General features: G+C 71.4%; 22 protein-coding genes. 11 read left to right on the forward strand and 11 right to left on the reverse strand.

What is annotated here, in order from left to right; translation table 11 throughout:
* Positions 1-85: 85 nt before the first annotated feature.
* The gene (locus ACFWM2_RS03435; protein ID WP_383272496.1) at positions 86-304 is read right to left on the reverse strand and encodes a hypothetical protein; all 219 of its coding nucleotides are present in this window, start codon (positions 302-304) and stop codon (positions 86-88) included.
* 53 nt (positions 305-357) lie between these two features.
* Positions 358-1,782 (reverse strand): amidase, encoded by a 1,425-nt coding sequence (locus tag ACFWM2_RS03440; RefSeq protein WP_383272498.1) that lies wholly within the window; start codon positions 1,780-1,782, stop codon positions 358-360.
* 265 nt (positions 1,783-2,047) lie between these two features.
* Between ACFWM2_RS03440 and ACFWM2_RS03445 the strand changes: the two genes are divergently transcribed.
* The gene (locus ACFWM2_RS03445; RefSeq protein ID WP_383272500.1) at positions 2,048-3,082 is read left to right on the forward strand and encodes a LacI family DNA-binding transcriptional regulator; all 1,035 of its coding nucleotides are present in this window, start codon (positions 2,048-2,050) and stop codon (positions 3,080-3,082) included.
* 18 nt (positions 3,083-3,100) lie between these two features.
* Entirely contained in the window at positions 3,101-4,279 is a 1,179-nt protein-coding gene (locus tag ACFWM2_RS03450) for a 4-hydroxybenzoate 3-monooxygenase (protein WP_383272502.1), read from the forward strand.
* A gap of 63 nt (positions 4,280-4,342) precedes the next feature.
* Here the strand turns inward: ACFWM2_RS03450 and trxA are convergent, their stop codons facing one another.
* The gene (trxA, locus tag ACFWM2_RS03455) at positions 4,343-4,729 is read right to left on the reverse strand and encodes a thioredoxin (protein WP_383272504.1); all 387 of its coding nucleotides are present in this window, start codon (positions 4,727-4,729) and stop codon (positions 4,343-4,345) included.
* Positions 4,730-4,855: 126 nt separating this feature from the next.
* Here trxA and ACFWM2_RS03460 point away from each other — a divergent pair, with 126 nt between their 5' ends.
* Positions 4,856-6,289, forward strand: a complete 1,434-nt coding sequence (locus tag ACFWM2_RS03460; protein WP_383272506.1) for a dihydrolipoyl dehydrogenase family protein — start codon at positions 4,856-4,858, stop codon at positions 6,287-6,289.
* Positions 6,290-6,349: 60 nt separating this feature from the next.
* Here the strand turns inward: ACFWM2_RS03460 and ACFWM2_RS03465 are convergent, their stop codons facing one another.
* On the reverse strand, positions 6,350-7,006 hold the full coding sequence (locus ACFWM2_RS03465; protein WP_383272508.1) for a peptide deformylase: 657 nt from the start codon (positions 7,004-7,006) through the stop codon (positions 6,350-6,352).
* A 191-nt stretch (positions 7,007-7,197) separates the two neighbouring features.
* Here ACFWM2_RS03465 and ACFWM2_RS03470 point away from each other — a divergent pair, with 191 nt between their 5' ends.
* Positions 7,198-8,607: a PepSY-associated TM helix domain-containing protein gene (locus ACFWM2_RS03470; RefSeq protein ID WP_383272510.1), complete on the forward strand. Its 1,410-nt coding sequence runs from the start codon at positions 7,198-7,200 to the stop codon at positions 8,605-8,607.
* A gap of 134 nt (positions 8,608-8,741) precedes the next feature.
* Here ACFWM2_RS03470 and ACFWM2_RS03475 read toward each other — a convergent pair whose 3' ends face one another.
* From ACFWM2_RS03475 to ACFWM2_RS03485, 3 genes are all read right to left on the reverse strand, one after another.
* Positions 8,742-9,116, reverse strand: a complete 375-nt coding sequence (locus tag ACFWM2_RS03475) for a tetratricopeptide repeat protein (protein WP_383272512.1) — start codon at positions 9,114-9,116, stop codon at positions 8,742-8,744.
* 91 nt (positions 9,117-9,207) lie between these two features.
* Positions 9,208-9,648, reverse strand: coding sequence for a MarR family transcriptional regulator (locus tag ACFWM2_RS03480; protein WP_383272514.1), 441 nt, complete (start codon positions 9,646-9,648; stop codon positions 9,208-9,210).
* A complete protein-coding gene (locus ACFWM2_RS03485) occupies positions 9,645-10,154 on the reverse strand; it encodes a MarR family winged helix-turn-helix transcriptional regulator (RefSeq protein WP_383272516.1) in 510 nt (169 codons plus the stop codon). Before ACFWM2_RS03485 ends, ACFWM2_RS03480 begins: the two co-directional genes overlap by 4 nt.
* Before the next feature lie 175 nt (positions 10,155-10,329).
* Here ACFWM2_RS03485 and ACFWM2_RS03490 point away from each other — a divergent pair, with 175 nt between their 5' ends.
* Positions 10,330-11,295 (forward strand): pirin family protein, encoded by a 966-nt coding sequence (locus ACFWM2_RS03490; RefSeq protein ID WP_383272518.1) that lies wholly within the window; start codon positions 10,330-10,332, stop codon positions 11,293-11,295.
* Between the two features lie 259 nt (positions 11,296-11,554).
* Here ACFWM2_RS03490 and ACFWM2_RS03495 read toward each other — a convergent pair whose 3' ends face one another.
* The gene (locus ACFWM2_RS03495; RefSeq protein ID WP_383272520.1) at positions 11,555-13,129 is read right to left on the reverse strand and encodes an MFS transporter; all 1,575 of its coding nucleotides are present in this window, start codon (positions 13,127-13,129) and stop codon (positions 11,555-11,557) included.
* A 771-nt stretch (positions 13,130-13,900) separates the two neighbouring features.
* Entirely contained in the window at positions 13,901-14,740 is an 840-nt protein-coding gene (locus ACFWM2_RS03500) for a PaaX family transcriptional regulator C-terminal domain-containing protein (protein ID WP_383272522.1), read from the reverse strand.
* A gap of 108 nt (positions 14,741-14,848) precedes the next feature.
* Here ACFWM2_RS03500 and ACFWM2_RS03505 point away from each other — a divergent pair, with 108 nt between their 5' ends.
* Genes ACFWM2_RS03505 through ACFWM2_RS03520 form a run of 4 tightly spaced genes read left to right on the forward strand, consistent with a single transcriptional unit; the run spans position 14,849 to position 18,636 of the window.
* Complete coding sequence (locus tag ACFWM2_RS03505; RefSeq protein WP_383272525.1) at positions 14,849-15,751, forward strand: SDR family NAD(P)-dependent oxidoreductase; 903 nt, start codon at positions 14,849-14,851, stop codon at positions 15,749-15,751.
* A gap of 14 nt (positions 15,752-15,765) precedes the next feature.
* Positions 15,766-16,632 carry an amidohydrolase family protein gene (locus ACFWM2_RS03510; protein WP_383272527.1) on the forward strand — a complete coding sequence of 289 codons (867 nt, stop codon included), beginning with the start codon at positions 15,766-15,768 and terminating at the stop codon, positions 16,630-16,632.
* A 22-nt stretch (positions 16,633-16,654) separates the two neighbouring features.
* Positions 16,655-18,148, forward strand: coding sequence for a long-chain fatty acid--CoA ligase (locus ACFWM2_RS03515; protein ID WP_383272529.1), 1,494 nt, complete (start codon positions 16,655-16,657; stop codon positions 18,146-18,148).
* A 32-nt stretch (positions 18,149-18,180) separates the two neighbouring features.
* The gene (locus ACFWM2_RS03520) at positions 18,181-18,636 is read left to right on the forward strand and encodes a MaoC family dehydratase (protein WP_383272531.1); all 456 of its coding nucleotides are present in this window, start codon (positions 18,181-18,183) and stop codon (positions 18,634-18,636) included.
* Positions 18,637-18,712: 76 nt separating this feature from the next.
* On the opposite strand, the gene ACFWM2_RS03525 is transcribed toward ACFWM2_RS03520, so the two are convergent.
* Positions 18,713-19,714, reverse strand: a complete 1,002-nt coding sequence (locus tag ACFWM2_RS03525) for a LacI family DNA-binding transcriptional regulator (RefSeq protein ID WP_383272533.1) — start codon at positions 19,712-19,714, stop codon at positions 18,713-18,715.
* 79 nt (positions 19,715-19,793) lie between these two features.
* A complete protein-coding gene (locus ACFWM2_RS03530; RefSeq protein WP_383272535.1) occupies positions 19,794-21,161 on the reverse strand; it encodes a GH1 family beta-glucosidase in 1,368 nt (455 codons plus the stop codon).
* A 278-nt stretch (positions 21,162-21,439) separates the two neighbouring features.
* Here ACFWM2_RS03530 and ACFWM2_RS03535 point away from each other — a divergent pair, with 278 nt between their 5' ends.
* Both ACFWM2_RS03535 and ACFWM2_RS03540 read left to right on the forward strand, forming a co-directional pair.
* Complete coding sequence (locus ACFWM2_RS03535) at positions 21,440-23,665, forward strand: glycoside hydrolase family 9 protein (protein WP_383272537.1); 2,226 nt, start codon at positions 21,440-21,442, stop codon at positions 23,663-23,665.
* Positions 23,666-23,760: 95 nt separating this feature from the next.
* Positions 23,761-24,750, forward strand: a complete 990-nt coding sequence (locus ACFWM2_RS03540) for a glycoside hydrolase family 6 protein (protein WP_383272539.1) — start codon at positions 23,761-23,763, stop codon at positions 24,748-24,750.
* Positions 24,751-24,930: the final 180 nt, after the last annotated feature.

A 24,930-nucleotide genomic window follows, 5' to 3' on the forward strand; every position in this document is an offset into this window, starting at 1 on the left:
ATCTTGACGCTTACGGTTCTCACCTGGGCCGTCAGGGGCTCAACTGTCGTATGGGCGGGGGGCGGTCACCATCCCGCGACGACCGTCAGCTGTCGTACGCGGCCGACACGTACACCGTGCGGGGCGGCAGGTACTCCACCACCATCACCACCGTGCCCGGCTCGATGCGCTCCTTCGCGGCGGCGGGATACGCGAGGAAGTGCTCGGCGCCGCCCCGGACACGGACGATCACCTCGCCGACGAGCCCGGGCCCGATCGTGCCGGTGACCCGCCCCATCAACCCGATCATCGACGCATCGCCCATGGCCCCAGCGTACGGCCGGAAGACGCTGGTCACCGCGTGTGCGGCGAACTCCGTTACGCCGCTGGGGAATCCGCCACGGCAGCGGGCGGCGGCCACTGCTCGTGCCAGCGCTGGTCCGCCTCCAACTGGGCCGCCAGGGAGACCAGCAGTGCCTCGCTGTGCGCCGGTCCGAGGAGCTGGGCGCCCACCGGGAGGCCGTCGCCGACGAACCCCGCGGGGACGTTGACGCCCGGCCAGCCCAGCACGTTCCACGGCCAGGCGTAGGGACAGGCGGCGACCATGGCGCGGTCGGTGCCGAACCCGTTCAGGTTCACCATGGCGCCGATCCGCGGCGGGGGAGCGGCGGTCGTCGGCGCGAGGAGGACGTCGTACGACGTGAACAGTGCGCCGATGCGCCGGTGCAGGGTGGCCTCCGCCCGGCGGGCGACCCGCAGCGGGGCCCCGCCGAGCAGCCGGCCCAGCCGGGCGGTGTCCCGGGTGCGCCGGTCGAGGAGCTCGGGGAAGGGCACGTTGCGTACGCGCTCGGCGATACCGGCGGTCGCGCGGGGGAGGAACGTGAGCCCGATCTGCCCGTAACGCGGCTCCGCCTCCTCGACGACGTGCCCGAGAGCGGCGAGCCGTTCCGCGAGGGCGACGACCCGGGCCCGTATCCGCGGGTCGAGCCGCGCGGGCAGCGCCGTGAACGGCGGCTTCAGCGAGAGCGCGATCCGCAGCCGGCCGGGATCGCGGCCCACCGCGTCGGAGACGCGCAGCGCCGGCGGGTGGTGCAGATCGCCGGCGTGCTGACCGCTCGCCGCGTCGAGGAGCAGGGCGGCGTCGGCGACCGTGCGGGCGAGCGTCCCGTTGACGGTGATGCCCTGGAACGACTCTGGGCGCGGCCAGGTCGATATCCTGCCGCGCTGCGGCTTGATGCCGACCAGGTGGGTCCAGGCGGCCGGGATCCGGACCGAGCCCGCGCCGTCCGAACCCAGCGCGGCGGGCACCAGGCCCGCCGCCACGGCGGCCGCCGAACCACCCGAGGAACCGCCGGGGGTGTGGTCGCCGTGCCAGGGGTTGCGGGTGGCGCCGAAGGCGGGGCCCTCGGTGAAGGGCCACTGGCCCAGCTCGCAGGTGTTGGTCTTGCCGACGATCACGGCGCCGGCCGCACGCAGCCTGCGCACCGCCTCGCCGTCCTCGGCCTGCACCGGGTACTCACCGCGGCAGCCGAAGGCGGTCGGCTCGCCGGCCACGTCCGTGTCGTCCTTCACGGCCACCGGCACTCCGAGCAGCGGCCGGTGCCCGCCCGCGGCCAGCTCCTTGTCGGCCGCCTCCGCCTCGGCGAGAGCCGCCTCGGCCCGCACCCGGCGGAAGGCGTTCAGGGAGGGCTGGCTCGCCTCGATCCGGGCCAGCGCCCGCTCGACGGCCGCGCGTGAGGTCACCTCCCCGGCGGCGAGGGCCCGAGCGCACTCGGCCAGGCCAGGGGCACGGTCGTCAGCCATCGGGCACCTCCGGTCGCACGGTGTCTACCGCACGGTAACGTCCGGGGGTCCGATGCGATAGCGATGGCGAACTTCCTTTACGGAGGGGCGAGTTCCGTCGCGGAGACCGACCTCCGTCCACTCCGTGGGCCGACCCACGCCGTGCCGCGGGCCGCTCCTCACCCGCGCCGGCAGCACCTTCCGGAGCACCGGTGATCCGCGCCGTGGCACCGGAACTTCCCCCGCACAAAGCGGCGCGCCGGGCTTCTGCAAGGATGCGGTCGTCATGGTGCAGATACCGAAGGACCCCGCCCCGCCGTCGCCCGCACCACGCCCCGTGCCGACGAGTGCCGATGTGGCCCGCCTGGCCGGTGTCTCGCGGGCGACCGTCTCGTACGTCCTGAACAACACCAGTGCCGTCCGGATCAGCGAACCCACCCGTCTCCGTGTCCACGAGGCCGCCAAGGAGCTCGGGTACGTACCGCACGCCGCGGCCCGCAGTCTGCGCGCCGGGCACACCCGGATGGTCCTGATGCCCGCCCCGGACGTGCCCGTGGGGCCGCTCTACAGTCAGTTCCTGAGCGAGTTGCAGTGGGCGCTCGGCCGTCTCGACTACACCGTGGTGCAGTACGGCAGCGTGGGTCTGCACGGCGACGAGGCCGCCCGCGCCTGGGCGGAGCTGCGGCCCGTGGCCGTACTGGTGCCCGGCAGCGATCTCGGCCCCGAGGGGGTGGCCGTCCTCAAGCGCTCCGGCGCCCGGGCCGTCGTCACGCTGGGCACCGAGCGCGTCGAGGGTGCCCACGCGCTGCTCATGGACCACGCCGGGGTCGGGCACAGCGCGGGCGCGCATCTCTACGCCCGAGGCCGGCGCCGTATCGGGGTCGTCATGCCCGAGGAGCCGGGCCTCGACGTCTTCTCCGCGCCCCGTCTCGCAGGGGTACGGCGCGCCCTGCGGGGCACCGACGCCACCGTGACCGAGCTGCCCCTCGCCTACGAGGAGGAGGCCGCGGCCCGACTCGCCGGGCACTGGCGGTCACTGGGCATGGACGCGGTGTTCGCGTACAACGACGAGTACGCCATGCTGCTGATGCGGGCCCTTCAGGACGAGGGCGTCGCCGTTCCGGAGGAGACGGCCGTGATCGGTGCCGACGACCTGATGCTCGGCAGGCTGCTGCGCCCGCGCCTGAGCACGGTCCACATCGAGCTGCCGGCCGGCCGTGACCTCGCGGAGCTGGTCGACCGGGCGGTGCGCGAACCCGGTGCCACACCGGAGGCGCACGAGGTGCTCGGAGCGAGGGTCGTGCACCGCGAATCGAGCTGAACACTGGGGAGGCGCGTCATGCGGACGACGGTCGGCATCATCGGCGGGGGCCCCGCCGGGCTGCTTCTGGCCCGGCTGCTGCACCGGGCGGGAATCGCCTGCGTCGTACTGGAATGCAGGACGCGCGCCTACGTGGAACAGCGCCAGCGAGCCGGAATGCTGGAGCAGGGCACGGTCGACGCGTTGCGTGAGTGCGGCGCCGCCGAGCGGCTGGAGATCGAGGGCCTGGTCCACCACGGCATCGAGCTGCGCTTCGACCGCGAACGCCACCACATCGACTTCCCGGTCCTCACCGGCGGCCGCACGGTCACCATCTACGCGCAGACCGAGCTCGTGAAGGACCTCGTCGCCCTCCAACTCGCGGACGGGCCACCGTTGTTGTTCGAGGCGGAGGCCCTCGCCATCGAGAGGCCGGAGAGCGACTCGCCCCGGGTCCGCTTTGTGCACGAGGGCCAGGAGCAGACCCTGAACTGCGACTACGTGGTGGGCTGTGACGGCTTCCACGGCATCGCGCGCGGCACCTTTCCGGCCGAGCTGAGCCGCACGTACGAGCACGACTACCCGTACTCCTGGCTCGGGATCCTCGCCGATGTGGCCCCGTCCTGCGAGGAGTTGGTCTACGCGCGGGGTGACAGCGGCTTCGCGCTGCACAGCATGCGGTCGCCCTCCGTGTCGCGGCTGTACCTCCAGGTCCCCAACGACACGGATCCCGGTGACTGGCCCGACGACCGGATCTGGGACGAGCTCTCCGCGCGCTTCGCGATCGACGCCGACTGGACGCTGGAGCGCGGCCCCATCACGTCCAAGGCCGTGACGACGATGCGGAGCTACGTCCACGAACCGATGCGCCACGGACGGCTCTTCCTGGCCGGGGACGCCGCCCACATCGTGCCCCCGACGGGCGCCAAGGGGCTCAACCTCGCGGTGTCCGACGTCCGTGTCCTGGCCCGCGGCTTCGTCCAGCTGCATCTCACCGGGTCCAGCCAACTCCTCGACCGCTACGGGGAGTTGTGTCTCAGTCGGGTGTGGCAGGCGACCCGCTTCTCGTACGACATGACCCGGATGCTGCACAAGCAGCCCGACGGGGACGCCTTCGAGGACCGGCTGCAGCTCACCCGGCTGCGCCGGATCACCTCGTCCCGGCCGGCCGCCGCCGAACTGGCCGCGAACTACACGGGACTTCCGCTCGCGCTGTGAGCGGCGACGGGCCCCGGCCGTTCACCCGCCGGGGCCCGTTCGTCGTCGTACGTCCGCCGGTTCCTACTCGCCGGCCTCGGTCTGCTGCGCCTGCTGCTCGGCGACCGACTTGCGGACCTCGTCCATGTCCAGCTTCCGGGCCTGGCCGATGACGTCCTCCAGGGCGGCCTCGGGCAGCGCGCCCGGCTGCGCGAAGACGGCCACCTGGTCGCGGACGATCATGAGCGTGGGGATCGACTGGATCCCGAAGGCCTGCGCCAGCTCCGGCTGCGCCTCGGTGTCGACCTTGCCGAAGACCAGGTCCGGGTTGGCGTCCGCGGCCTTCTCGTAGACCGGGGCGAACTGCCGGCAGGGACCGCACCAGGACGCCCAGAAGTCGATCAGCACGAACTCGTTCTCCGTGACCGTCTGGTCGAAGTTCTCCTTGGTGAGCTCCACGGTGCTGCTCATGACGTCTTTCTCGCTTCCTGCTGTCGGGGCTCGGGCAAGCCGCTCTGCACAACGCCGCTCCACGGTGGCGTATTCCGCGCACGTACCCGTGTGGCCGGCGCGCACACCAGCTACCAGACTGGCCCCATGACGGAAACGGAATCCATCGCTTACGACGTCGTGGTGCTCGGGGCCGGGCCCGTGGGGGAGAACGTGGCCGACCGCACCCGTGCGGCCGGCCTCTCCACCGCGATCGTGGAGAGCGAGCTGGTCGGCGGAGAGTGCTCCTACTGGGCCTGCATGCCCAGCAAGGCCCTGCTGCGCCCGGTCATCGCCCGCGCCGACGCCCGCCGCGTCCCGGGGCTGAGTCAGGCCGTGCAGGGCCCGCTCGACGCGGCCGCGGTGCTCGCCCATCGCGACGAGTTCACGTCCCACTGGAAGGACGACGGCCAGGTCGCCTGGCTGGACGGCATCGGGGCCGACCTCCATCGCGGACAGGGCAGGCTCTCCGGCACGCGCGAGGTGACGGTCGAGGGCCCGGACGGCGAGCGGCGGGTGCTCACGGCCCGGCACGCCGTCGCCGTGTGCACCGGCACCCGCGCAGCCCTCCCCGACCTGCCGGGGCTCGCCCAGGTCAAGCCCTGGACCAGCCGCGAGGCGACCAGCGCGCAGGCCGTGCCCGGCCGGCTGATCGTGGTGGGCGGCGGGGTGGTCGCCGTCGAGATGGCCACCGCCTGGCAGGCCCTGGGCTCGCAGGTCACTCTCCTGGTCCGCGGCAAGGGCGTGCTGCCGCGGATGGAGCCCTTCGCCGGGGAGCTCGTCACCGAGTCGCTGAAGGAGGCGGGCGCGGAGGTGCGGACCGGCACGTCGGTGACCGCCGTGACCCGCGAGGGGCCGACGGTCGTGGCCCTCACCGACACCGGGGACCGCATCGAGACCGACGAGATCCTCTTCGCCACCGGACGGGAGCCCCGCACCGACGATCTGGGCCTCGACACCGTGGGCCTGGAACCCGGTTCGTGGCTGTCGGTCGACGACTCCCTGCGGGTCACGGGCAGCACATGGCTGTACGCCGTGGGCGACGTCAACCACCGCGCGCTCCTGACCCACCAGGGCAAGTACCAGGCCCGGATCGCGGGCGCGGCCATCGCCGCCCGCGCGTCCGGCGTGCCCATCCTGGAGACGGACCCCTGGGGCGCCCACACGGCGACCGCCGACCACGCGGCCGTCCCGCAGGTCGTCTTCACCGACCCGGAGGCCGCGTCCGTCGGCCTCTCCCTCGCCGAGGCGGAGCAGGCGGGCCACCGGGTGCGCGCCGTCGACATCGACCTCTCCAGGATCGCGGGCGCGAGCCTGTACGGCGACGGCTACCGCGGCCAGGCCCGCATGGTCGTCGACATCACCCGCGAGATCCTCCTCGGGGTCACCTTCGTCGGTCCCGGCGTCGGCGAACTGATCCACTCGGCGACCATCGCGGTCGCCGGCGAGGTGCCGATCGGCCGGCTGTGGCACGCGGTGCCGTCGTATCCGACGGTGAGCGAGGTGTGGCTGCGGCTGCTGGAGGCGTACCGGGACGCGTAAGGGGTGCGCCGGGGGCCGCCCACTGGGGCGGCTCCCGACGTCGGCCCGCGGTGGAGCCCGTCAGCCGGGCAGCTCGAAGCCGAGGGCCGTCGCCGCGTGCGCCGGTGTCGGCTGCGCCCACCGCTCCGCCATCGCCTCGTTCGAGGACAGGGAGCGCAGCTCGGCGCGGTCGAGGTAGAGGGTTCCGTCGAGATGGTCGGTCTCGTGCTGGACGATGCGGGCGGGCCAGCCGGTGAAGACCTCGTCGAGCGTACGGCCGTTCTCGTCCTGCCCCAGCAGCCGCACCTGGGCGGCCCGGGCCACCACGGCCTGCCAGCCCGGGACGCTCAGGCAGCCCTCGAAGAACGCGGCCCGGGCGGGGCCGACGGGCTCGTACGACGGATTCACCAGCACCCGGAACGGCTGCGGCTCCCGGCCGCGCGTCAGCCGCACCTCGTCGGGCACCGGCGCCGGGTCCTCGATGACCGCGATCCGCAGGGGTACGCCGACCTGGGGCGCCGCGAGACCGACGCCGGGGGCCGCGTGCATGGTCTCGCGCAGCGCGGCGACGAAGCGGGCCAGCAGCGCCGGGTCCAGCTGACCGTCGAAGGGCTCGGTAACCCGACGCAGTACCGGGTCGCCGGCGGCCACGATCGGCAACGGGCCGTCGTGGGAGAGAAGTTCTTCGACCTGGTCGCTCAGGGGACGGGTCGTGCCGGGGTCACGTTCGGATGCCATCGCGCCAGGATGCCAAGACGGACCCACGCGGTGCGAGGCGGAGCCGGGCGAGCCCCCGCCCTGCCGGTGTGACTCACGTCACGTGCGGCCGCGGGAACTCGACGCCGCCGCGCTCCGACTACTGGACCGCCACGGGCGAACTGCCCTGTCCGCGGCCCGAGTCCGTCCCCACCCCACGGAGAGCCCCGCCAATGTCCATCGCTCCCACGACCCTCGCGGACGCGTCCCCGCCGTCCGACGCCCCGCCCCCTTCCGGAAAGGCCGCGCTGCGCGCACTCGTGCTGCGCCTGCACTTCTACGCCGGAGTGCTCGTCGCCCCCTTCCTGCTGGTCGCCGCTCTGACCGGCTTTCTGTACGCCGCCTCCTTCCAGGCGGAGAAGATCGTGTACGCGCACGAACTGACCGTCCCGGTCGGGGACGGCAAGCTGCCGCTGTCCGAGCAGGTGGCCGCCGCCCGGAAGGTTCACCCGGAGGGTGCGATCTCGGCCGTACGCCCCGCACCGGAGGCGGACGCGACGACCAGGGTGCTGCTGTCCGGGGTGCCGGGCGTGGACGAGGACCACACGCTGGCGGTCTTCGTCGACCCGTACACCGGAAAGGTGCGCGGGGCGCTGGAGCAGTACGGGTCCAGCGGCGCGCTGCCGTTGCGCACCTGGATCGACGATCTGCACGCCAACCTCCAGCTCGGCGAGAGCGGCCGGCTCTACAGCGAGTTCGCCGCGAGCTGGCTGTGGGTGATCGCGGGCGGTGGTCTCGTGCTCTGGTTCGGGCGCCGGCGCGCGCAGCGGAGGGTGCGGGGTGTGAGCGGGCGCCGCCGCACCCTGGGCCTGCACGGCACCGTCGGCGTCTGGACCGCGGCCGGCTTCATCTTCCTCTCGGCGACCGGTCTGACCTGGTCGACCTACGCCGGGGCGAACATCGACGTGCTCAGGACCTCGCTCGGTCAGGCCACGCCGTCGGTCTCGGCGGCGGCCGGAGGGGAGCACGCGGGCCATGGAGACGCGACCGGCGCGGGGGAGCAGGCAGGAAGCGGCACGGAGCACGCGGTGGGCATCGACGAGATCCTCGCGGCCGCCCGGGCCGAGGGCCTCGGTGACCCGGTCGAGATCGTCCCGCCCGCCGACGCCTCGTCCGCGTACGTCGTCAAGCAGGTGCAGCGCAGCTGGCCGGAGAAGCAGGACTCGGTGGCCGTGGATCCGGCGAGCGGCCGGGTCACCGACGAACTCCGGTTCGCCGACTACCCGTTCCTCGCGAAACTGACTCGCTGGGGCATCGACGCCCACACCGGTCTCCTGTTCGGCCTCGTCAACCAGCTCGCCCTGATGGCCCTGGCGCTCTCGCTGGTCCTGCTGATCCTGTGGGGCTACCGCATGTGGTGGCAGCGCGGCCGTGCCTCCGCCTTCGGCCGTCCGATCCCCCGCGGTTCCTGGCAGCAGATCCCCGCGCAGATCCTGGTACCGCTCATGGCCGCCGTCGCCGTCCTCGGCTACTTCGTCCCCCTGCTCGGCATCCCGCTGGCGGCCTTCGTCGCCGTGGACGTGGTCCTGGGCGAGATCGCGTACCGGCGGGGGAAGCGTTCGTACGGGGCCCGCGCGGTGTGACCGGGGGACCTACCCCCGACCGCTGTTCCGGTGCCCGCACGCGAGAGGCCGGGTGCCGGGGCCGGGCGGTCACTTCGGTGACCGGCCCCGGCGCCTACGGCACCCGGCCTCCTCGTACGGAGCGGGGCGCGCCCTTATGAGACGGTCGCCGCCCGGGACGACGACGGCTGCTCGAAGTCACCCGCGAGCGCCGACGCGATCCGCAGATGCGTCTCCGCCTCCGCCGGGCGTCCCTGGCGCTCGAGGGTACGGCCGAGCATCAGCCGGGCGTAGTGCTCCACCGGGTCACGCTCGACGAGCACACGCAACTCGGCCTCCGCGCGCCGCAGTTGGGCGGAGTGGTAGTACGAACGCGCGAGCAGCAGCCGGGGTCCGACCTGCTCCGGCACCTCGGCGACCAGCCCGTCCAGAATCCGCGCGGCAGCCGCGTAGTCCCTGGCGTCGAAGAACATCCGCGCCCGCTCCCAGCGCTCCGCGGCCGTTCCGTGGTCGTAGTACGTCGTGTCCACTGCTGACCTCCTTCGCTGCTCGTAACCGCGGAGGTTTGTTGAAAATTCCATCACCGGGACGGCCGGGCCGAAGGGGTGTCCGCACCCGCGTCTACGCCTTGGCCAGCTCCGCATTGGCCCGCTCCGTGACGAGCGTCAGTACGCGGCCGGCGATCGCCAGGTCCTCGGCCGGAATGCCGGCGTAGAGCCGGGCGGCGATCTCGCTGCCGCCGGCGCGGATCGTCTCGAAGAGCTCCCGCCCGCTCTCCGTGAGCGACACCCGCTCGGGCGTCGGGGCGTCGAGCTGTTTCAGGGCCGTCAACTCGTCGACGGTCTCCCGCGCCGCCGACTCGTCGATCTTCAGCGCGCCGACCAGACGGCTCACGAGCCGGTCGCGATCGACCGTCCCGCCGTTGTCCGAGACGACCCGGAGGGCCACGGACTGGCTGAAGTCGCTTCCGGTGCGGGCCAGCACGGTCTCCAGGACGGCACGGCTCGCATAGTGGGCGAGGCCTATGACCTGGCCGTTGACGAGGGGAGTGGTGGTGGTCATGACTGCTCCTTCGGGTGTGCGTCGTTCTCGGAACGGGCATCGGCCTCGGGCTGTGCGTCGAGGGGCACGTCGAGCAAGGTCAGCAGTTCGCGGCTGAAGGCACTCGTGCGCTCCCCGTCGAGTCCACCGAGCGGTTCGAGCAGCTGGTCGAGAAGACCCTGGACCACTCGGATCGCCCGTCGGGTGACCTCTCGCCCTTCCTTCGTGAGGGACAGCTGGACCGCCCGCGGGTCGGCGGGATCCCGGGTCCGGTCGATGATCCCGGCCGTCTCCAGCGCGCGGGCCAGCTTCGAGACGTACAGCGGTTCGAGCCCGGTGTGATCGGCGAGCCGGCGCTGGCTCGGCCGCCGGCCGGCCCTGTCCATGCCGTACAACGACGCCACCAGCGAGTACTGCGCGTGGGTCAGGCCCAGCGGTGCGACCGCACGGTCGACCGCCACCCGCCACTTCATCGACAGACGCCAGACGAGAAAGCCGGGCGTCGCGCCCTCGGATACCGAACTCATGCCGGAAACAGTACATGGCTACTATATCCATGGCTACTATTTTCCGGCGGGTCCGACCAACGGCGTACGCCGCTCCGACCCCGGTCTTAGGCCTACGGCGATCTGAGCGAAGTGCCCCGCAATGGGCGGGTCGATGGCCTGACGGCAGGTCGCCGACGGGTCTAGGTTGGGCGGCATGAGCAATCTTGATCGCGAGGCGGTGCCCGCACTGTGCGGTGGCCGCGGTTTCGTGGTGGCGGAGCCGGTGCGCGAACTCCTCAGCCCCCGGCGGGTCAAGCTCGGTGAGTCCACCGAGGTCCGCCGTCTGCTGCCCAACCTGGGCCGGCGCATGGTCGGTGCGTGGTGCTTCGTCGATCACTACGGGCCCGACGACATCGCCGACGAGTCCGGCATGCAGGTCCCGCCGCACCCGCACATGGGCCTGCAGACGGTCAGCTGGCTGCATGAGGGCGAGGTGCTGCACCGTGACTCGACCGGCAGCCTGCAGACGATCCGTCCGCGCGAGCTGGGGCTGATGACCTCCGGCCGCGCCATCAGTCACTCCGAGGAGAGCCCCAAGGCGCACGCCCGCCTGCTGCACGGCGCGCAGCTGTGGGTGGCCCTCCCGGACGGCCACCGGCACACCGACCCACGCTTCGAGCACCACGCGGAACTGCCCACGGTCACGGCACCCGGCCTCACCGCCACGCTTCTCCTCGGCAGCGTCGACGGCACGGCCTCGCCCGGGACGACGTACACCCCCATCGTGGGTGCCGACCTCGCCCTGACGAGCGGCGCCGACGTACGACTGCCGCTGGAGCCGGACTTCGAGTACGCCGTGCTCTCCATGTCCGGTGAGGCCCACGTCGACGGCGTACCGCTGCTCCCCGGCTCGATGCTCTACCTCGGCTGCGGACGCACGGAACTCCCCCTGCGCGCCCTCTCGGACGCGGGCCTGATGCTCCTCGGCGGCGAGCCCTTCGAGGAGGAGCTCATCATGTGGTGGAACTTCATCGGGCGGTCCAACGAGGACATCGCACAGGCCCGTTCGGACTGGATGACGGGCTCGCGGTTCGGCGAGGTGGTGGGCTACGACGGAACTCCGCTGCCTGCTCCCGAACTCCCGCCGGTGCCGCTGAAACCGCGCGGAAGGGTGCGCTGACCTGGGGTTACAGATCCGGGTCGGGTCCCTGCCCCGGCCGCCAACAGGCGCCAGGACTCGGCCGCGAGCTCCAGCCTGCGCTTGCGTCCCGGGCGTCGCGCACATCCCTGTGACCATGAGCTCGGAGGACTCCTTTGCTCGGGCCCGTTTCGAAACCGAGCGGCCCTCTTCCACCGTCCTTGTCGCTCGACGGGGTGTGTCCACGTCGCTGGGGGAGCGAGCGGCGACCGGGACGCGGTGGGATCGGGTGCGGGCGGTGTCAGTCGGCTACAGGCTGCTCGGGCTGGGTGTGGTGGCCGCGCAGCGCGAGTGCGACCAGCAGGCAGGCGGCGAGCGCGGCGCAGCCGCAGACCAGGTAGCCGAGCGAGTAGCCGTGTCCCAGGGCCTGCTCGGCGAGCGAGCGGGCCGCGCCCGGGGGAGAGGCGGCCGGGACCGAGTTGACTGCGAGTGGGCCGCCTGCTGAGGCGACCGCGTCGGCGGCGGACTTGGAGGCGGCCGGGAGGGCGGAGTGGGCCAGGTCGGTGTTGAACCTGGCGGCGGCCTGGCTGAGTGCGATGGCGCCGATCACGGCCGGGCCCAGGGTGAAGCCGAAGTCGCGCAGTTGGTTGGTGGTGGCGCTGGCCATGCCTTCCAGCGAGGTGGGCACGGTGTTGACGGCGGTGGCTGTGATCGAGGAGACGGTGAAGGCGAAGCCCACCCCGACCAGGCCGAGCGGCAACACAAGCGACGTGAGTGCGCGGTCGTCGACGGACAGTGTGGCGGCGACGAAGTCGCCTGCGGCGATCAGTATCAGGCCCAGGGCCAGCAGTCCCCGGGCAGGGAGACGTGCCAGCAGGCGGGAGGTGAGCGGGGTCAACAGCAGGGTGAGGCCGTTGAGCAGCAGGAAGGCGACGGAGGTGCGAAGGGGGCTCTGGTGTTGTATCGGTCCGAGCCGGATGCTGGTCGCGTAGGCGGTGCCGAGGAAGCTGAACATGCCGACCACCGCGACGGCAGAGGAGACCGCGAAAGCGCGGTTGGTGAAGAGGTCGAGCCGCAGTAGGGGTGAGGCGGCGCGCTGCTCGGCAATGACGAACAGCGCCAGGAACGCCGCCGCCAGTACGAAGGCGACAAGGACCGGAGTCGACCCCCAGCCGTCCGTCGGGCCTTGGATGACGGCGTAGAGCAGCGCGAACAGGCCGACGCCGATGGTGATCTGGCCGCCGATGTCGAGCGAACGGCCTTGGGGTGAACTTGAGTCGTGCGCGAGCAGTTGGCTGACGAGCGCGGCGATGAGGGCGAGGATCGCCACCACGACGAAGGACCAGCGCCAGGAGCCGTAATTGCCGGTCAGCCCGCCGAGCACGGGTGCGAGCGCGCCGCCGGTGGACAGGAAAGCCGCCCAGAGCGCTATGACCTTGGCCCGGTCGCCGTGACTGCGGGTGCCGGCCACAACCATGGCGAGCGAGGTGGGGAACAGCGCGGCGGCACCCAGCCCGGCCAGGGCTTGACCGACCCAGAGCATGTGCACGCCGCCGGCAGTGGCGGACACGGTCTCCCCGGCCGCCATCAGCAGCGTGCCGCCGATCAGCAGTCGCTTGCGGCCGAAGAGATCGCCGAGCACGCCGAAGGTCAGCTCCAGAACGCTGATCGGGAGCAGGAAAGCGTCGGATATCCAGGTCAGCTGCGAGCCGATCGGGTGCAGGTGCTCTTGGAACAAGCCGTTGAGGGTGGCCGGGATGGCGACGCCGATCTGAGCCAGGCAGACGACCATGCAGCAGGCGATCAGCGTGCCGGGGACGAGGTGCGTTGGAGCAGTGGCGTCGGAGGACGAGCGGGTACGCGTCGTTGCGGACACAGGGTCTCCTGGGGAGCGGGTGAGCGGGAGTTGAGTGGGCGTCAGCGAGCGATGAGGCGGCCCGCGACGGCGGTTGACCAGGTGGGTGGTGATGTGGAGGTCATAAGGCGGCACGTGCACGCCCTGCCTGACAGCGGAGGTGCGCTACATCCAGCGGGCGGCGGCCCGTTCTGCGTGGTGCTCGGGGCGGCGTGCAGGGTGTCCAGGTCGGCGTCGAGGCTGAGCTCGGTGCCGTGGTTGAGGGCGTCCACCTCGGCGCGGTGCCTGGAGCCGTGCCGCCGCCCTGCCCGGCCCAGACGGTTCTGGGTGGCGTGGTCCGTCAGTTTGAGCTTGTGGCAACTGACGTCGAGGCGGCCCAGGAAGGACCTGCCCATGCTGGGGTGCTTCTTCTCGGGGATGTGGGTGGAGCGTGAAGGTGCCTGAGTGGGAGCGCGGACGGGGCCGAGAATGCCCTGAATGTAGGGCGATATTTTGGCGGCGGTCAATAGGTTGCCCAAGAATAAGATGGATGGGCTCGTCGGCCGACCGCAGAATGTAGCGCTGGAGACGTGTGGTGGTGGGTCGGCCGCCCGAGCGGTGGCGCATGGTCGCGCGTCGGATGAGCGGACGGGCCGCGACGAGTGCGGCTCGCCGCCCGGATTCCGGTCAAGTCACCTCCGCCCATTCGTCGCCAAGGGGTCCCGCCGACGGGGGCGATCAACCTGCCGACGGCCCGACCATGTGCCGGTCGGTCAATACGGCAGTGGCGCCCCGGTGGGACGATTCGCGGATTCAGCCGCCCGTCGGAATGGCGTCCAGGACTCGCTCGGCCTCCGCCCGGGCGGAGGCGGCACAGCGGCGGGCCAGGTCTTGGAAGAGGGCTTCCGCGCGGATGGCCGGCCAGTCCGCAGGGAGGTGCTCGGCAGGCAGGTGCGGGTCGCGCCGGACGAGTTCGAGCCAGTCGGTGTGCAGCAGGAGTTGGCCGGCGAAGGGGTCGCGGACGAAGTCCGGGGGAGGGTCCGCGAGTTCGGCGGCGGTCCAGCGGTCGAGGAAGGCACGGTACTCGGCGGCGATGGCCTTGGTGTCGAAGGCTGACTCCAGCACCTGGGTCACCTCGGTCGGGCCGACTACGGCGCCGCGGAAGACCCGGAGTTGCGCGTCCAGGCCCAGGTCGGCGACGAGTGCCGCGACGTCCACCTCTCCGGGGGCCACCCACAGCCCGCTTTGCAACGGTCCGAAGCCTCCCCAGGTCAGGCGGGAACGCAGATCGTGCCGCTCTCGCCGCCATGCCTCCGGAAGCGAGAAGCCGACCAAGGTCCACTGCCCGTCCCAGTCGCGGTTGACCGCGCCGGTGCGCCAGATCCGGTCGTGCCCGTCCTGGAGGACGGCGGCGGCGCGCGGGGTGAGTGCGAAGTACATCTTCCGGCCCTGGCGGTGCCGCTCCAGCAGACCGCGGTTGACCATGCGGGTGAGCGTGGAGCGGACTGCCTCCTCGGTGATGCCGATCCGGGCGAAGGCGTCGATCACGCAGCTTGAGGAGAGCGCGATGTCGCGGCCGCGGACGTGGATGCCGAAGAAGCTCAGCATCAGCGACTGGGGACGGGGGGCGAGATCGAGGCTGGTCACGGGCACAGCGTAGGCGAGCGCTGGCCGACCGAGAATATTGGGCAGTGTATTGACGAGCGTTATCGATGTGCCTAGCTTTAGTTCATCCCCTCCGCCCAGCCAAGGAGCAGATTCATGGATCTCGCCGGCAAGGTCGCCGTCGTCACCGGAAGCGGCCGAGGGCTAGGCCTCGCCTATGCGAAGGCCATGGCCGCCGCAGGCGCGGCCGTGGTGATCAACGACATGGACGCCGAGGCGGCAGCCGGCGCCGTGAAGGAGATCGAGGCAGCAGGTGGGCGCGCGGTCGCCGCAGTGGCGGCCGTGGGCACGACGGATGCAGCCGAGGCACTGGTGGCCCGGGCCGTGACCGGGTTCGGGCGGTTGGATGTCATGGTCACCAACGCAGGTGTGCTGCGCGACCGGGTGCTGTGGAAAATGACCGACGACGACTTCGACACCGTCGTCCAGGTGCACCTGCGCGGGACCTTCACGTGCGCGCGGGCTGCCGTCAACCGGATGCGCGAGCAGGGCGAGGGCGGACGGATCATCGTGGCCGGCTCGCCGGCCGGGCAGCGCGGCAATTTCGGGCAGACCAACTACGCGGCCGCCAAGGCCGGCATCGCCGCCATGGTGCGTACCTGGGCCATGGAGCTGTCCCGGGCAGGGATCACCGCCAACGCGGTGATCCCTGTCGCAGCCACCGCCATGACGAAGACCATCCCTGCCTTCGCCGCGCACGTCGAGGCGCTGGAGCAGCACGGCACGCCGCTGCCCGACAGCCTGCGCAAGGGCGAGGGCTTCGGCACGACCGAGGACGTCGCCGGTCTGGTCGCCTTTCTCGCCTCGGACGCCGCCCAGCAGGTCACCGGCCAGTGCATCGGTATCGGTGGTGACAAGCTGGCGCTCTGGTCGCACCCCCAGGAGATCTCGGTCGCCTACGCGGACGGAGGCTGGAGCGCTGACGCCATCGCCGCAGCGTGGCCGGTCTCGGTGGGGCGGCGCACGGAGACCTACGGCATCCCCGCCCCGCAGCTGTGAAGGGGCGGCCGGACATGAACATCGACGAACTTGTCGCCATCGACATGCACACCCATGCCGAGGTGTCCTCACGCGGCCAGGGCTCCCTTTCCGGGGAGCTCGACGCCGCCGCCGGGGCGTACTTCAAGGCGGAGCACCGCCGCCCCACCCTCCCCGAGATCGCGGTCTACTACCGCGAGCGGAAGATGGCGTGCGTCGTCTTCACGGTGGACGCGGAAGCCGCCACCGGCACTCCGGCCGTGCCCAACGAGGAAGTCGCCGAGGCCGCCCTGGCCAACCCCGACGTGATCATCCCCTTCGCCAGCGTCGACCCCTACAAGGGGAAGGCGGGAGTGCGGCAGATCCAGCGGCTGGTCCGGGAGTTCGGGGTGCGCGGCTTCAAGTTCCACCCCAACGTCCAGGCCTTCCACCCCAACGACCGGATGGCCTACCCGCTCTACGAGGCCATCGAGGAGGCGGGTGCGATCGCCGTCTTCCACACCGGCCAGACCGGTATCGGCGCGGGCGCCCCCGGCGGCGGCGGGATCCGGCTCAAGTACAGCGACCCGATGCTGGTGGACGATGTGGCCGCGGATTTTCCCGGCATGCCGATCATCCTCGCCCATCCCTCCTTCCCCTGGCAGGACGAGGCGCTGGCGATGGCCACCCACAAGCCGCAGGTCCACATAGACCTGTCCGGCTGGTCGCCGAAGTACTTCCCGCCGCAGCTGGTGCAGTATGCGAACACCCTGCTCAAGGACAAGGTGCTGTTCGGCTCCGACTATCCGTTGCTCAGCCCGGATCGATGGTTCGCCGACTTCGCCGAGTTGCCGATCAAGGACGAGGTCCGTCCGAAGATCCTCAAGGAGAACGCCGCAAGGCTGCTCGGTCTCCGCAAGTGACGCACGACAAGGGAGTCCCGCGTTGCAGAACCAAGGCATCGGCTCCTGGCCCGCCCGCCGGAGCAGGAAGACCCCGCACCGCACCGCCCTGCTCCACGACGAGCGGACCACCAGCTACGCCCGGCTCCACGATCGGGCAACCCGCCTCGCGTACCTGCTGCGCGAGCGCGGTGTCGAGCGCGGGAGCAGGGTCGCCTTCCTCGGGCCCAACCACCCGGCGTTCCTGGAGACGTTGTTTGCCGCCGGCCTGCTGGGAGCGGTCTTCGTACCGCTCAACACCCGCCTTGCCCCGCCCGAACTGCGCCACCAGCTGGCGGATTCCGGGAGCAGGCTGCTGCTGCACGTGCGCCAGAGCGCCGCGACCGCGGCCGAACTGCCAACGGAGAGCCTGGAGGTGGAGGGCGAAGCCTACGAGGCGCTGTTGGCCGCTGCGCCGGCCACCACCCCGGACCTCCCGGTCGGGCCGGACGACCTGTGCATGATCATGTACACCTCGGGAACGACAGGCCGGGCGAAGGGCGCCATGCTCACCCATGGCAACGTTCTGTGGAACAGCCTCAACGTGCTGGTCGACGTGGACCTCACCAGCGAGGAGACCACCCTCGTCAGCGCTCCGCTGTTCCACACCGCCGCCCTCAACATGACCTGCCTGCCCACCCTGCTCAAAGGTGGCACGGTGGTGCTGGAGTCCTCCTTCGACCCCGACCGCACCCTGGAACTGATCGCCCGCCATCGGATCAGCTGCCTGTTCGGGGTCCCGGCCATGTACGACGCCATTGCCGCCACGCCAGGTTGGGCCGAGGCGGATCTGAGCAGCCTGCGCAATCTGCTGTGCGGGGGCGCGCCCGTACCGGCCCGCACCATCCGCCGCTACCTCGACCGGGGCCTCGCCTTCGTCCAGGGCTACGGCATGACCGAGACCGCCCCCGGCGTCCTGCTGCTGGACCGCGCCGACGCGCTCACCCACGCGGGCACAGCCGGCGTGCCGCATTTCTTCACCGACGTACGACTGCTCGACCCGACCGGGGCCCCCGCAGAACGCGGAGTGCCGGGGGAGGTGGTGGTGGCCGGTCCGAACGTCTCACCCGGATACTGGGGCCTGCCCGACGAGACCGCCGCCGCGTTCCGGGACGGTCGCTGGTTCCGCTCCGGCGATCTGGCCACGGTGGACGCCGAGGGCTATGTCCGGTTGGTCGACCGGCTCAAGGACATGATCATCTCCGGTGGCGAGAACATCTACCCCGCCGAGGTCGAGGACGCGCTGCTGGAGCATCCCGCGGTCGCCGAATGCGCTGTATTCGGCGTGCCGAACGAGAAGTGGGGCGAGGTGGGCCGCGCAGTCGTCGTACTGCGCCCCGGCGCGGCAGCGAGCGCCGAGGAACTGCTCGACCATCTGGACGGGCGACTGGCCCGGTACAAGATCCCCGCGTCGGTGGTCTTCACCGACTCACTGCCGCGCAGCGGCGCCGGAAAACTGCTCAAAGGCCCGCTCCGGGCCGCCCACGGGCACAACTGACCACAGCCAGCCGCCACAAGAAGGGCCTTCCCGTGCCTCGTACCGCCCACGGCATCGCCGACCTGCTCAGCCTCACCGGTGCCGATCTCGGTCACAGCTCCTGGCTGGAGATCACCCAGGAGCGGGTGAACACCTTTGCCGACGCCACCGACGACCACCAGTGGATCCACGTCGACGTCGAGCGCGCCAAGCGGGGTCCCTTCGGCGGCCCGATCGCGCATGGCTACCTCACTCTCTCCCTGCTCATCCCGCTCTGGAGCGAATTGCTCGGCGTGCAGGACGTCGGATTGGCAGTCAACTACGGCCTCAACAAAGTGCGCTTCCCCGCGCCGGTTCCCGCCGGCTCCAAGATCCGTGCGCATGGCTCAGTGGCCGCCGTGACCGAGATCAAGGGCGGCGCCGAACTCGTCGTCGACCTCTCTGTGGAGATCGACGGCGGGGCCAAGCCCGCCTGCGTGGCCCAGGCGGTCTACCGCTTCTACTCGTGACGCCGCCGTGAAATGACGGTGCGGCGGTCAGCCCCGGACGTCATTTTCAACCCACTGACGCCACCTCGGTGTTGAGCTACGCGGATCCCCTGACGACCAGACTCGTCGGCAGGATGAGGGGTGTCGGCTCCTCGCCGGCCAGTACCCGCACCAGCATGCGGGTCATCTCGCTGCCGAGGGCCACGATGGGCTGATGGATCGTCGTCAGGGTGGGCTGGGTGTGCTGGGCGGTGCGGACGTCGTTGAACCCGACGACCGCGACGTCCTCGGGGACGGTGCGGCCGCGTTCGCGCAGGACGCGCAGGGCCCCGGCCGCCATGGCGTCCGAGGCGACGAACACCGCGTCCAGGTCCGGGTGTTCGTCTAGCAGGTGGGCGGTCGCCGCGGCGCCCCCCGCCTCGCTGAAGTCGGCGTGGGCCACGCGGTGGTCCTTCAGACCGGCCAGGGCGACCGCCTCGCGGAAGCCCAGGTAGCGGGAGACGCCCGCGTGCATGTCGAGCGGGCCGGTGACGGTGCCGATGGCGCGGCGGCCGGTCGTGATCAGGTACTCCACGGCCTGGCGGGCCCCGCCCCGGTTGTCGGCGTCCACGTACCAGCGCGGGGCCCGGTCCAGGGGGCGGCCGCCGTGCACGACGGGGACGCCGCCCGCTTCGGCCACCTTCGCCAGCGGATCGTTCTCGCGCACGGCCAGCAGCATGACACCGTCGGCACCCTGGGACTGGAGGATGCGGGCGAGCCGGGTACGGCCCCGCTCGGAGGCGGCCAGGACCAGCAGCAGTTCGAGGTCCGTCTCCTCGATGACCGCGTTGACGCCGGTGATCACCTCCGCGAAGAAGAGGTTGGCGAACAGCGCGGGGTCGTCGCTGGAGATCGCCAGCACCACTGCGCCGCGGCGCTGCGAGGCGAGCGAACGGGCCGCCATGTTGGGCACATAGCCCAGCTCGGCCACAGCACTCTCCACTGCCTGCCGCGCCTTGTTGCTGACGTGCCGGTGGTTGTTGATCACACGCGAGACGGTTCCGACGGACACCCCGGCGCGCAGCGCCACCTGGTCGAGCGTCGGGGGCCGTCGGGTCATGTGGGTCTGCTCCTGTTCGGACGGAGGGGGTAGGGGAGTAACGGAGTGGCGAGGAGCAGCACCGTGGGCGCGAACCGCGTCAGGGACCGCCGCGCCGGATGACTTCGGCGTACCAGCGGGCGCTGTCCTTGGGCGTGCGGCGCTGGGTCGCGTAGTCGACGTGCACGATGCCGAAGCGGGGCGTGTAGCCGTAGGACCACTCGAAGTTGTCCAGCAGCGACCACACGAAGTAGCCCTTGAGCGGCACCCCGCGGTCGATCGCCTGGGCGCAGGAGCGGAGATGGCCGTCCAGGTAGGCGATCCGGTCCGGGTCGTGCACCTCGCCGTGCCGCATCACGTCGTCGAAGGCGGCACCGTTCTCCGTGATGTACAGGGGTACGGCCGGATAGTCGTCCTTGAGACGCACGAGGAGATCGAGGAGTCCCTTCTCGTCCACCTCCCATCCCATCGCCGTCCTCGGTCGGCCTCCGTCGGCGATACGGACCAACGGTGAGCCCACATAGGCGGATTCGGCCGGTGCCGCGCTGCCGGCGACCAGCATCGGTGCGTAGTAGTTGATGCCGAGGAAGTCCAGCGGAGTCCCGATCCGCTTCAGGTCGCCGTCGTGGACGTGATCGAAGTCGGTGAGCTCGTCGAGGTCGTCGAGTACATCGTCGGGGTAGGCCCCGCGCAGCAGAGGGTCGAGGAACAGGCGGTTCTGCATGCCGTCGATGCGGCGGGCCGCGTCCAGGTCGGCGGGCTCGGCGCTGAGCGGGGAGACGTGGGTGAGGTTGAGCGTGATGCCGACGTGCGCATCGCCCCGCAGCGCCTCCGCGGCCAGGCCGTGGCCGAGCAGCAGGTGGTGGGCGGCGCGTACGGCGGCGGCTGGTTCGCGGCGGCCGGGGGCGTGGCGGCCCGTGGCGTAGCCGAGGAAGGCCGAACACCACGGCTCGTTGAGGGTGGTCCAGTGGGTGATGCGGTCGCCCAGCGCCTCGTGGGCGAGGGCGGCGTATTCGGCGAACCGCTCGGCGGTGTCCCGGGCGGGCCAGCCGCCGCGGTCCTCCAGCGGCTGGGGCAGGTCCCAGTGGTAGAGGGTGGCCCAGGGCTGGATGCCGTGGTCTAGGAGGGTGTCGGTCAGGCGGCGGTAGAAGTCGAGGCCGCGCTGGTCGGCCGGGCCGGAGCCGGTGGGCTGGATCCGGGGCCAGGCGAGGGAGAACCGGTAGGCGCGCAGGCCGAGTTCGGCCATCAGCGCGATGTCCTCGGGGAAGCGGTGGTAGTGGTCGGCCGCGACGGCTCCCGTGTCGCCGCCCCGGACGGCGCCCGGGGCGGCCGCGAAGGTGTCCCAGATGGAGGGACCCCGGCCGGCCTCGGTGACCGCGCCCTCGATCTGGTAGCTCGATGTGGCGGCGCCCCAGAGGAAGCCGGGATCGAACGTGCTCACTGAGTCGAACCTCCACCTGACCGGCATTCCGAGAGCGATAACAATCGGAATGCTCTCGTCCTTGACCCGTGTATCGATGCTGACCTGGGATGACGCCACAGCTCGGCCGTTACCTGTGCGATGCCTCCAGGAAGGACTGGAAGCGCTTACAGTCGCAGACTAGGAGGGGCCCGGTCGGTCTGTGAAGTGTCCGGACGCAGAAAAGACTCTTGTGTTTGAAGTCTTGACAGCCTTGCCGCCCCCACCCAACATCTGGCACTGACGCCGCACCGAGCCGGGAACCCTGTCATCGAGAAGGGCCCGGTATGTTCCGCAAGACCAGATGGGGCGCGGTCTCCCTCGCACCCGTCCTGACCGTCGCCCTGGCCGCGACGCCCGCGCACGCCGCGGAAACGGCCTACGAGCGGGTACTCAACGGCACGTTCGACACCGTCAAGACCCCGTGGTGGAGCAGCGCCAACACGCCGTCCACCATCGACCTGGGCCGGCTGTGCGCCGACGTCCCCGCGGGGACGGTCAACGTATGGGACTCCATGATCGGCCAGAACGACATCCCATTGGAGGCCGGCCGGCCCTACACGCTCCGCTTCACCGCCTCCGCCACCCGGGACGTCTCCCTGCACGCCGTACTGCAGCTGCCCGCCGCTCCGTTCACGACCACCCTGAACAAGACTGCTGCCGTCACCACCACGCCCAAGACCTTCCAGTTCACCGGCACGTCCACGACCGCGAACCTGCACGCCCAGCTGTCCTTCCAACAGGGCGGCGCCACCCAGCCGTTCACCTTGTGCCTCGACGACGTCTCCCTCACCGGCGGCGCGACACCGCCCGGCGGCGGACGCGACTTCGGCTCGCCCGTGCGCACGAACCAGTACGGCTACGCCGTCCACGGTCCCAAGAAGGGGTCGATCGTCAACTCCTCGACGACGCCCGTGGGTTGGCGCCTTCTCGACGACTCGGGAGCGGTTGTCGAGACCGGACGCACCCACGTCCAGGGCACCGACGCCGCCTCCGGCGACCATGTGCACATCGCCGACTTCAGCTCGGTGCGGAAGGCCGGTACGGGCTACACGCTCGCGGTCGGCGACGCGACCAGCTACCCGTTCGCCATCGCGGACAACCCGTACACGACCCTGCGCAAGGACACGCTCGGCTACTTCTACGACGTCCGCAGCGGCACGCCCATCGAAGCCCGGTACGCCGGCGACGCCTACGCCCGGCCCGCCGGACACGCCGGCGTGGCACCCAACAAGGGCGACATCGACGTGCCCTGCCTGCCAGGCACTTGCGACTACTCCCTGGACGTCCAGGGCGGCTGGTACGACGCCGGCGACCAGGGCAAGTACGTCGTCAACGGCGCACTCGCCGCATGGCAGTTGATGGACTCCTACGAACGCTCCCGGGCCCAGGGCGACACCGCCGGGCTGCGTGACGGACTGCTGAGCATCCCCGAGAACCACAACGGCGTCCCGGACGTACTCGACGAGTCCCGCTGGGAGACGGAGTTCCTGCTGAGCATGCAGGTGCCGGCGGGTGAGCCGCTGGCCGGCATGGTCCACCACAAGATCCACGACCTGGCGTGGACCGCCCTGCCCACCCAGCCCGACCGGGACTCCCAACCCCGTTACCTGCACGCGCCGTCCACGGCCGCCACCCTCAACCTGGCCGCCGCGGGCGCCCAGTGCGCCCGGGTGTGGGCCCGCTACGACGCGGCCTTCGCCCGCACGTGCCTGACCGCGGCCGAGACCGCCTGGAAGGCCGCGCTCGCCCACCCCGACGTGTACGCCCCGAGCAGCGACAGCGTCGGCGGGGGAGCGTACGCCGACACGGACGTGACCGACGAGTTCTCGTGGGCCGCCACCGAGCTCTACGCCACCACGCACGACCGTGCCTACCTGTCCCACATCGACACGGAGATCACGCCCGCCGGGTTCTCCTGGCGGGACACCGGCGCGCTGGCAGACCTCACCGTCGTCCGGCTGCCGAGCCGCTTCCCCGCCCACATGGTCGCCGCCGCACGCAAGCGGGTGCTCGACGTCGCGGACGGATTCGTACGGGACGAGCGGTCGCAGGGCTACCCGAACACCAACCTGCCCACCGACGGCGCCTACGTCTGGGGCTCCAACAGCGTCACCGCGAACAACGCCATGGTCATCGCGACCGCCTACGACATCACCCACCGGCACGTCTATCGCAGCGCCGCGCTGGAGTCGCTGGACTACCTCCTCGGCCGCAACGCCCTGAACCAGTCCTTCGTCACCGGATACGGCACTCAGGACAGCCGCAACCAGCACAACCGGATCTGGGCCCACCAGATCGACCCCAAGCTGCCCAGCCCGCCGCCGGGTTCACTGGCCGGCGGCCCCGACTCCGCGCTCCAGGACCCGGTCGCTCAGCAGAACCTGGTCGGCTGCGCCCCGGCCACCTGCTACATCGACGACATCTACTCGTACTCGACCAACGAGATCGCGATCAACTGGAACTCCGCACTCGCCTGGGTGGCGACCTTCGCCGCCGACTCCGCGCGCTGAACCACCGCCGTGGCCCCGCCCGCGCAGGACGAGCGCGGGCGGGAGCCGAGCCGAGGGGCCCACGGCAGCCCCGCCTCCAGAGATAGGGACTCACCATGCGCTGGAAAGCCCTGCTCAAAACTTCCTCGCTCAAAAGCGTCACGGTCCGAACTGCCCTGATCGGTCTGCTCGTTGTGCCGCTGCCGCTCCTGGCGGCCGGCTCGGCGGCCGCCGCCAGCCCGATCTCCCTCACGAGCGGCTTCTACTCCAACCCCGACTCCGGGCCGGCCGTCTGGGTCCGCAACAACCCCTCCGACGCGCGAGCCGCGCGCATCCAGTCGGCCATCGCGTCCCAGCCGATCGCCCGCTGGTTCGCCGCCGAGAGCGGGGGCATCGGACCGGCCGTCTCCGGCTATGCCGGTGCCGCGGACAGTCACGACAAGCTGCCGGTCCTCGTCGCGTACAACATCCCGCTCCGGGACGCGTGCGGCGGCGAGTCGTCCGGCGGCGCGGCGAGCGTGGCCGCGTACCGCACCTGGATCTCCACCTTCGCGGCCGCCGTGGGCGACCGCCCCGCCGTGGTCGTCATCGAGCCGGACGCCCTGTCGGACTTCAGCTGCCTGACCAGCGCGCAGATCAGCGACCGCCTCGCGATGCTCGCCTACGCCACCCAGATGTTCCAGCAGAAGGCGCCCAACACCTGGGCCTATCTGGATGCCGGACACACCAACTGGGTCGCCCCGGCGACCATGGCGAGCCGGCTGAAGTCCGCGGGCGTGGCCAACGTCCGCGGCTTCTCCCTGAACGTCTCGAACTTCTACACCACGTCGTCCTCGGAGACGTACGGCAACTCGATCAACTCGGCGCTGGGCGGCGGCTCCCACTACGTCGTGGACACCAGTCGCAACGGCAACGGCTCCAACGGCGAGTGGTGCAACCCCGCCGGGCGCAAACTCGGCGTCACCGCACGCGTGGGCGGCGCCGAGGACCTGCTGCTGTGGGTCAAGACGCCGGGCAACTCCGACGGGCAGTGCGGCATCGCGCCGACCGTCCCCGCCGGACAGTTCAGCCCGGCAGTCGCCGTCCGGCTCATCGACGGCACGTGATCGACGCGTACGGCACCTGACTTCGATGTACGGCACCTGATCCCGGGGGGGGGGGGGGGGGGGGACAGGGTTATGGAGGAACCGGGGTGGGGGAGGGGGGGGGGGGGGGGGGGGGGGGGGGGGAGGGGAGGGGGGGGGGGGGGGGGGGGGGGGGGGGGGGGGGGGGGGGGGGGGGGGGGT

It is taken from the genome of Streptomyces sp. NPDC058371, assembly GCF_042723265.1.
Taxonomy (GTDB): domain Bacteria; phylum Actinomycetota; class Actinomycetes; order Streptomycetales; family Streptomycetaceae; genus Streptomyces.

What these genes read in the sequence shown, in the direction of transcription:
- ACFWM2_RS03435 (WP_383272496.1), bottom strand. Translation starts at nt 304, where the DNA reads ATGGGCGATGCGTCGATGATCGGGTTGATGGGGCGGGTCACCGGCACG.
- ACFWM2_RS03440 (WP_383272498.1), bottom strand. Translation starts at nt 1,782, where the DNA reads ATGGCTGACGACCGTGCCCCTGGCCTGGCCGAGTGCGCTCGGGCCCTC.
- ACFWM2_RS03445 (WP_383272500.1), top strand. Translation starts at nt 2,048, where the DNA reads ATGGTGCAGATACCGAAGGACCCCGCCCCGCCGTCGCCCGCACCACGC.
- ACFWM2_RS03450 (WP_383272502.1), top strand. Translation starts at nt 3,101, where the DNA reads ATGCGGACGACGGTCGGCATCATCGGCGGGGGCCCCGCCGGGCTGCTT.
- trxA (WP_383272504.1), bottom strand. Translation starts at nt 4,729, where the DNA reads ATGAGCAGCACCGTGGAGCTCACCAAGGAGAACTTCGACCAGACGGTC.
- ACFWM2_RS03460 (WP_383272506.1), top strand. Translation starts at nt 4,856, where the DNA reads ATGACGGAAACGGAATCCATCGCTTACGACGTCGTGGTGCTCGGGGCC.
- ACFWM2_RS03465 (WP_383272508.1), bottom strand. Translation starts at nt 7,006, where the DNA reads ATGGCATCCGAACGTGACCCCGGCACGACCCGTCCCCTGAGCGACCAG.
- ACFWM2_RS03470 (WP_383272510.1), top strand. Translation starts at nt 7,198, where the DNA reads ATGTCCATCGCTCCCACGACCCTCGCGGACGCGTCCCCGCCGTCCGAC.
- ACFWM2_RS03480 (WP_383272514.1), bottom strand. Translation starts at nt 9,648, where the DNA reads ATGACCACCACCACTCCCCTCGTCAACGGCCAGGTCATAGGCCTCGCC.
- ACFWM2_RS03485 (WP_383272516.1), bottom strand. Translation starts at nt 10,154, where the DNA reads ATGAGTTCGGTATCCGAGGGCGCGACGCCCGGCTTTCTCGTCTGGCGT.
- ACFWM2_RS03490 (WP_383272518.1), top strand. Translation starts at nt 10,330, where the DNA reads ATGAGCAATCTTGATCGCGAGGCGGTGCCCGCACTGTGCGGTGGCCGC.
- ACFWM2_RS03505 (WP_383272525.1), top strand. Translation starts at nt 14,849, where the DNA reads ATGGATCTCGCCGGCAAGGTCGCCGTCGTCACCGGAAGCGGCCGAGGG.
- ACFWM2_RS03510 (WP_383272527.1), top strand. Translation starts at nt 15,766, where the DNA reads ATGAACATCGACGAACTTGTCGCCATCGACATGCACACCCATGCCGAG.
- ACFWM2_RS03525 (WP_383272533.1), bottom strand. Translation starts at nt 19,714, where the DNA reads ATGACCCGACGGCCCCCGACGCTCGACCAGGTGGCGCTGCGCGCCGGG.
- ACFWM2_RS03530 (WP_383272535.1), bottom strand. Translation starts at nt 21,161, where the DNA reads ATGCCGGTCAGGTGGAGGTTCGACTCAGTGAGCACGTTCGATCCCGGC.
- ACFWM2_RS03535 (WP_383272537.1), top strand. Translation starts at nt 21,440, where the DNA reads ATGTTCCGCAAGACCAGATGGGGCGCGGTCTCCCTCGCACCCGTCCTG.
- ACFWM2_RS03540 (WP_383272539.1), top strand. Translation starts at nt 23,761, where the DNA reads ATGCGCTGGAAAGCCCTGCTCAAAACTTCCTCGCTCAAAAGCGTCACG.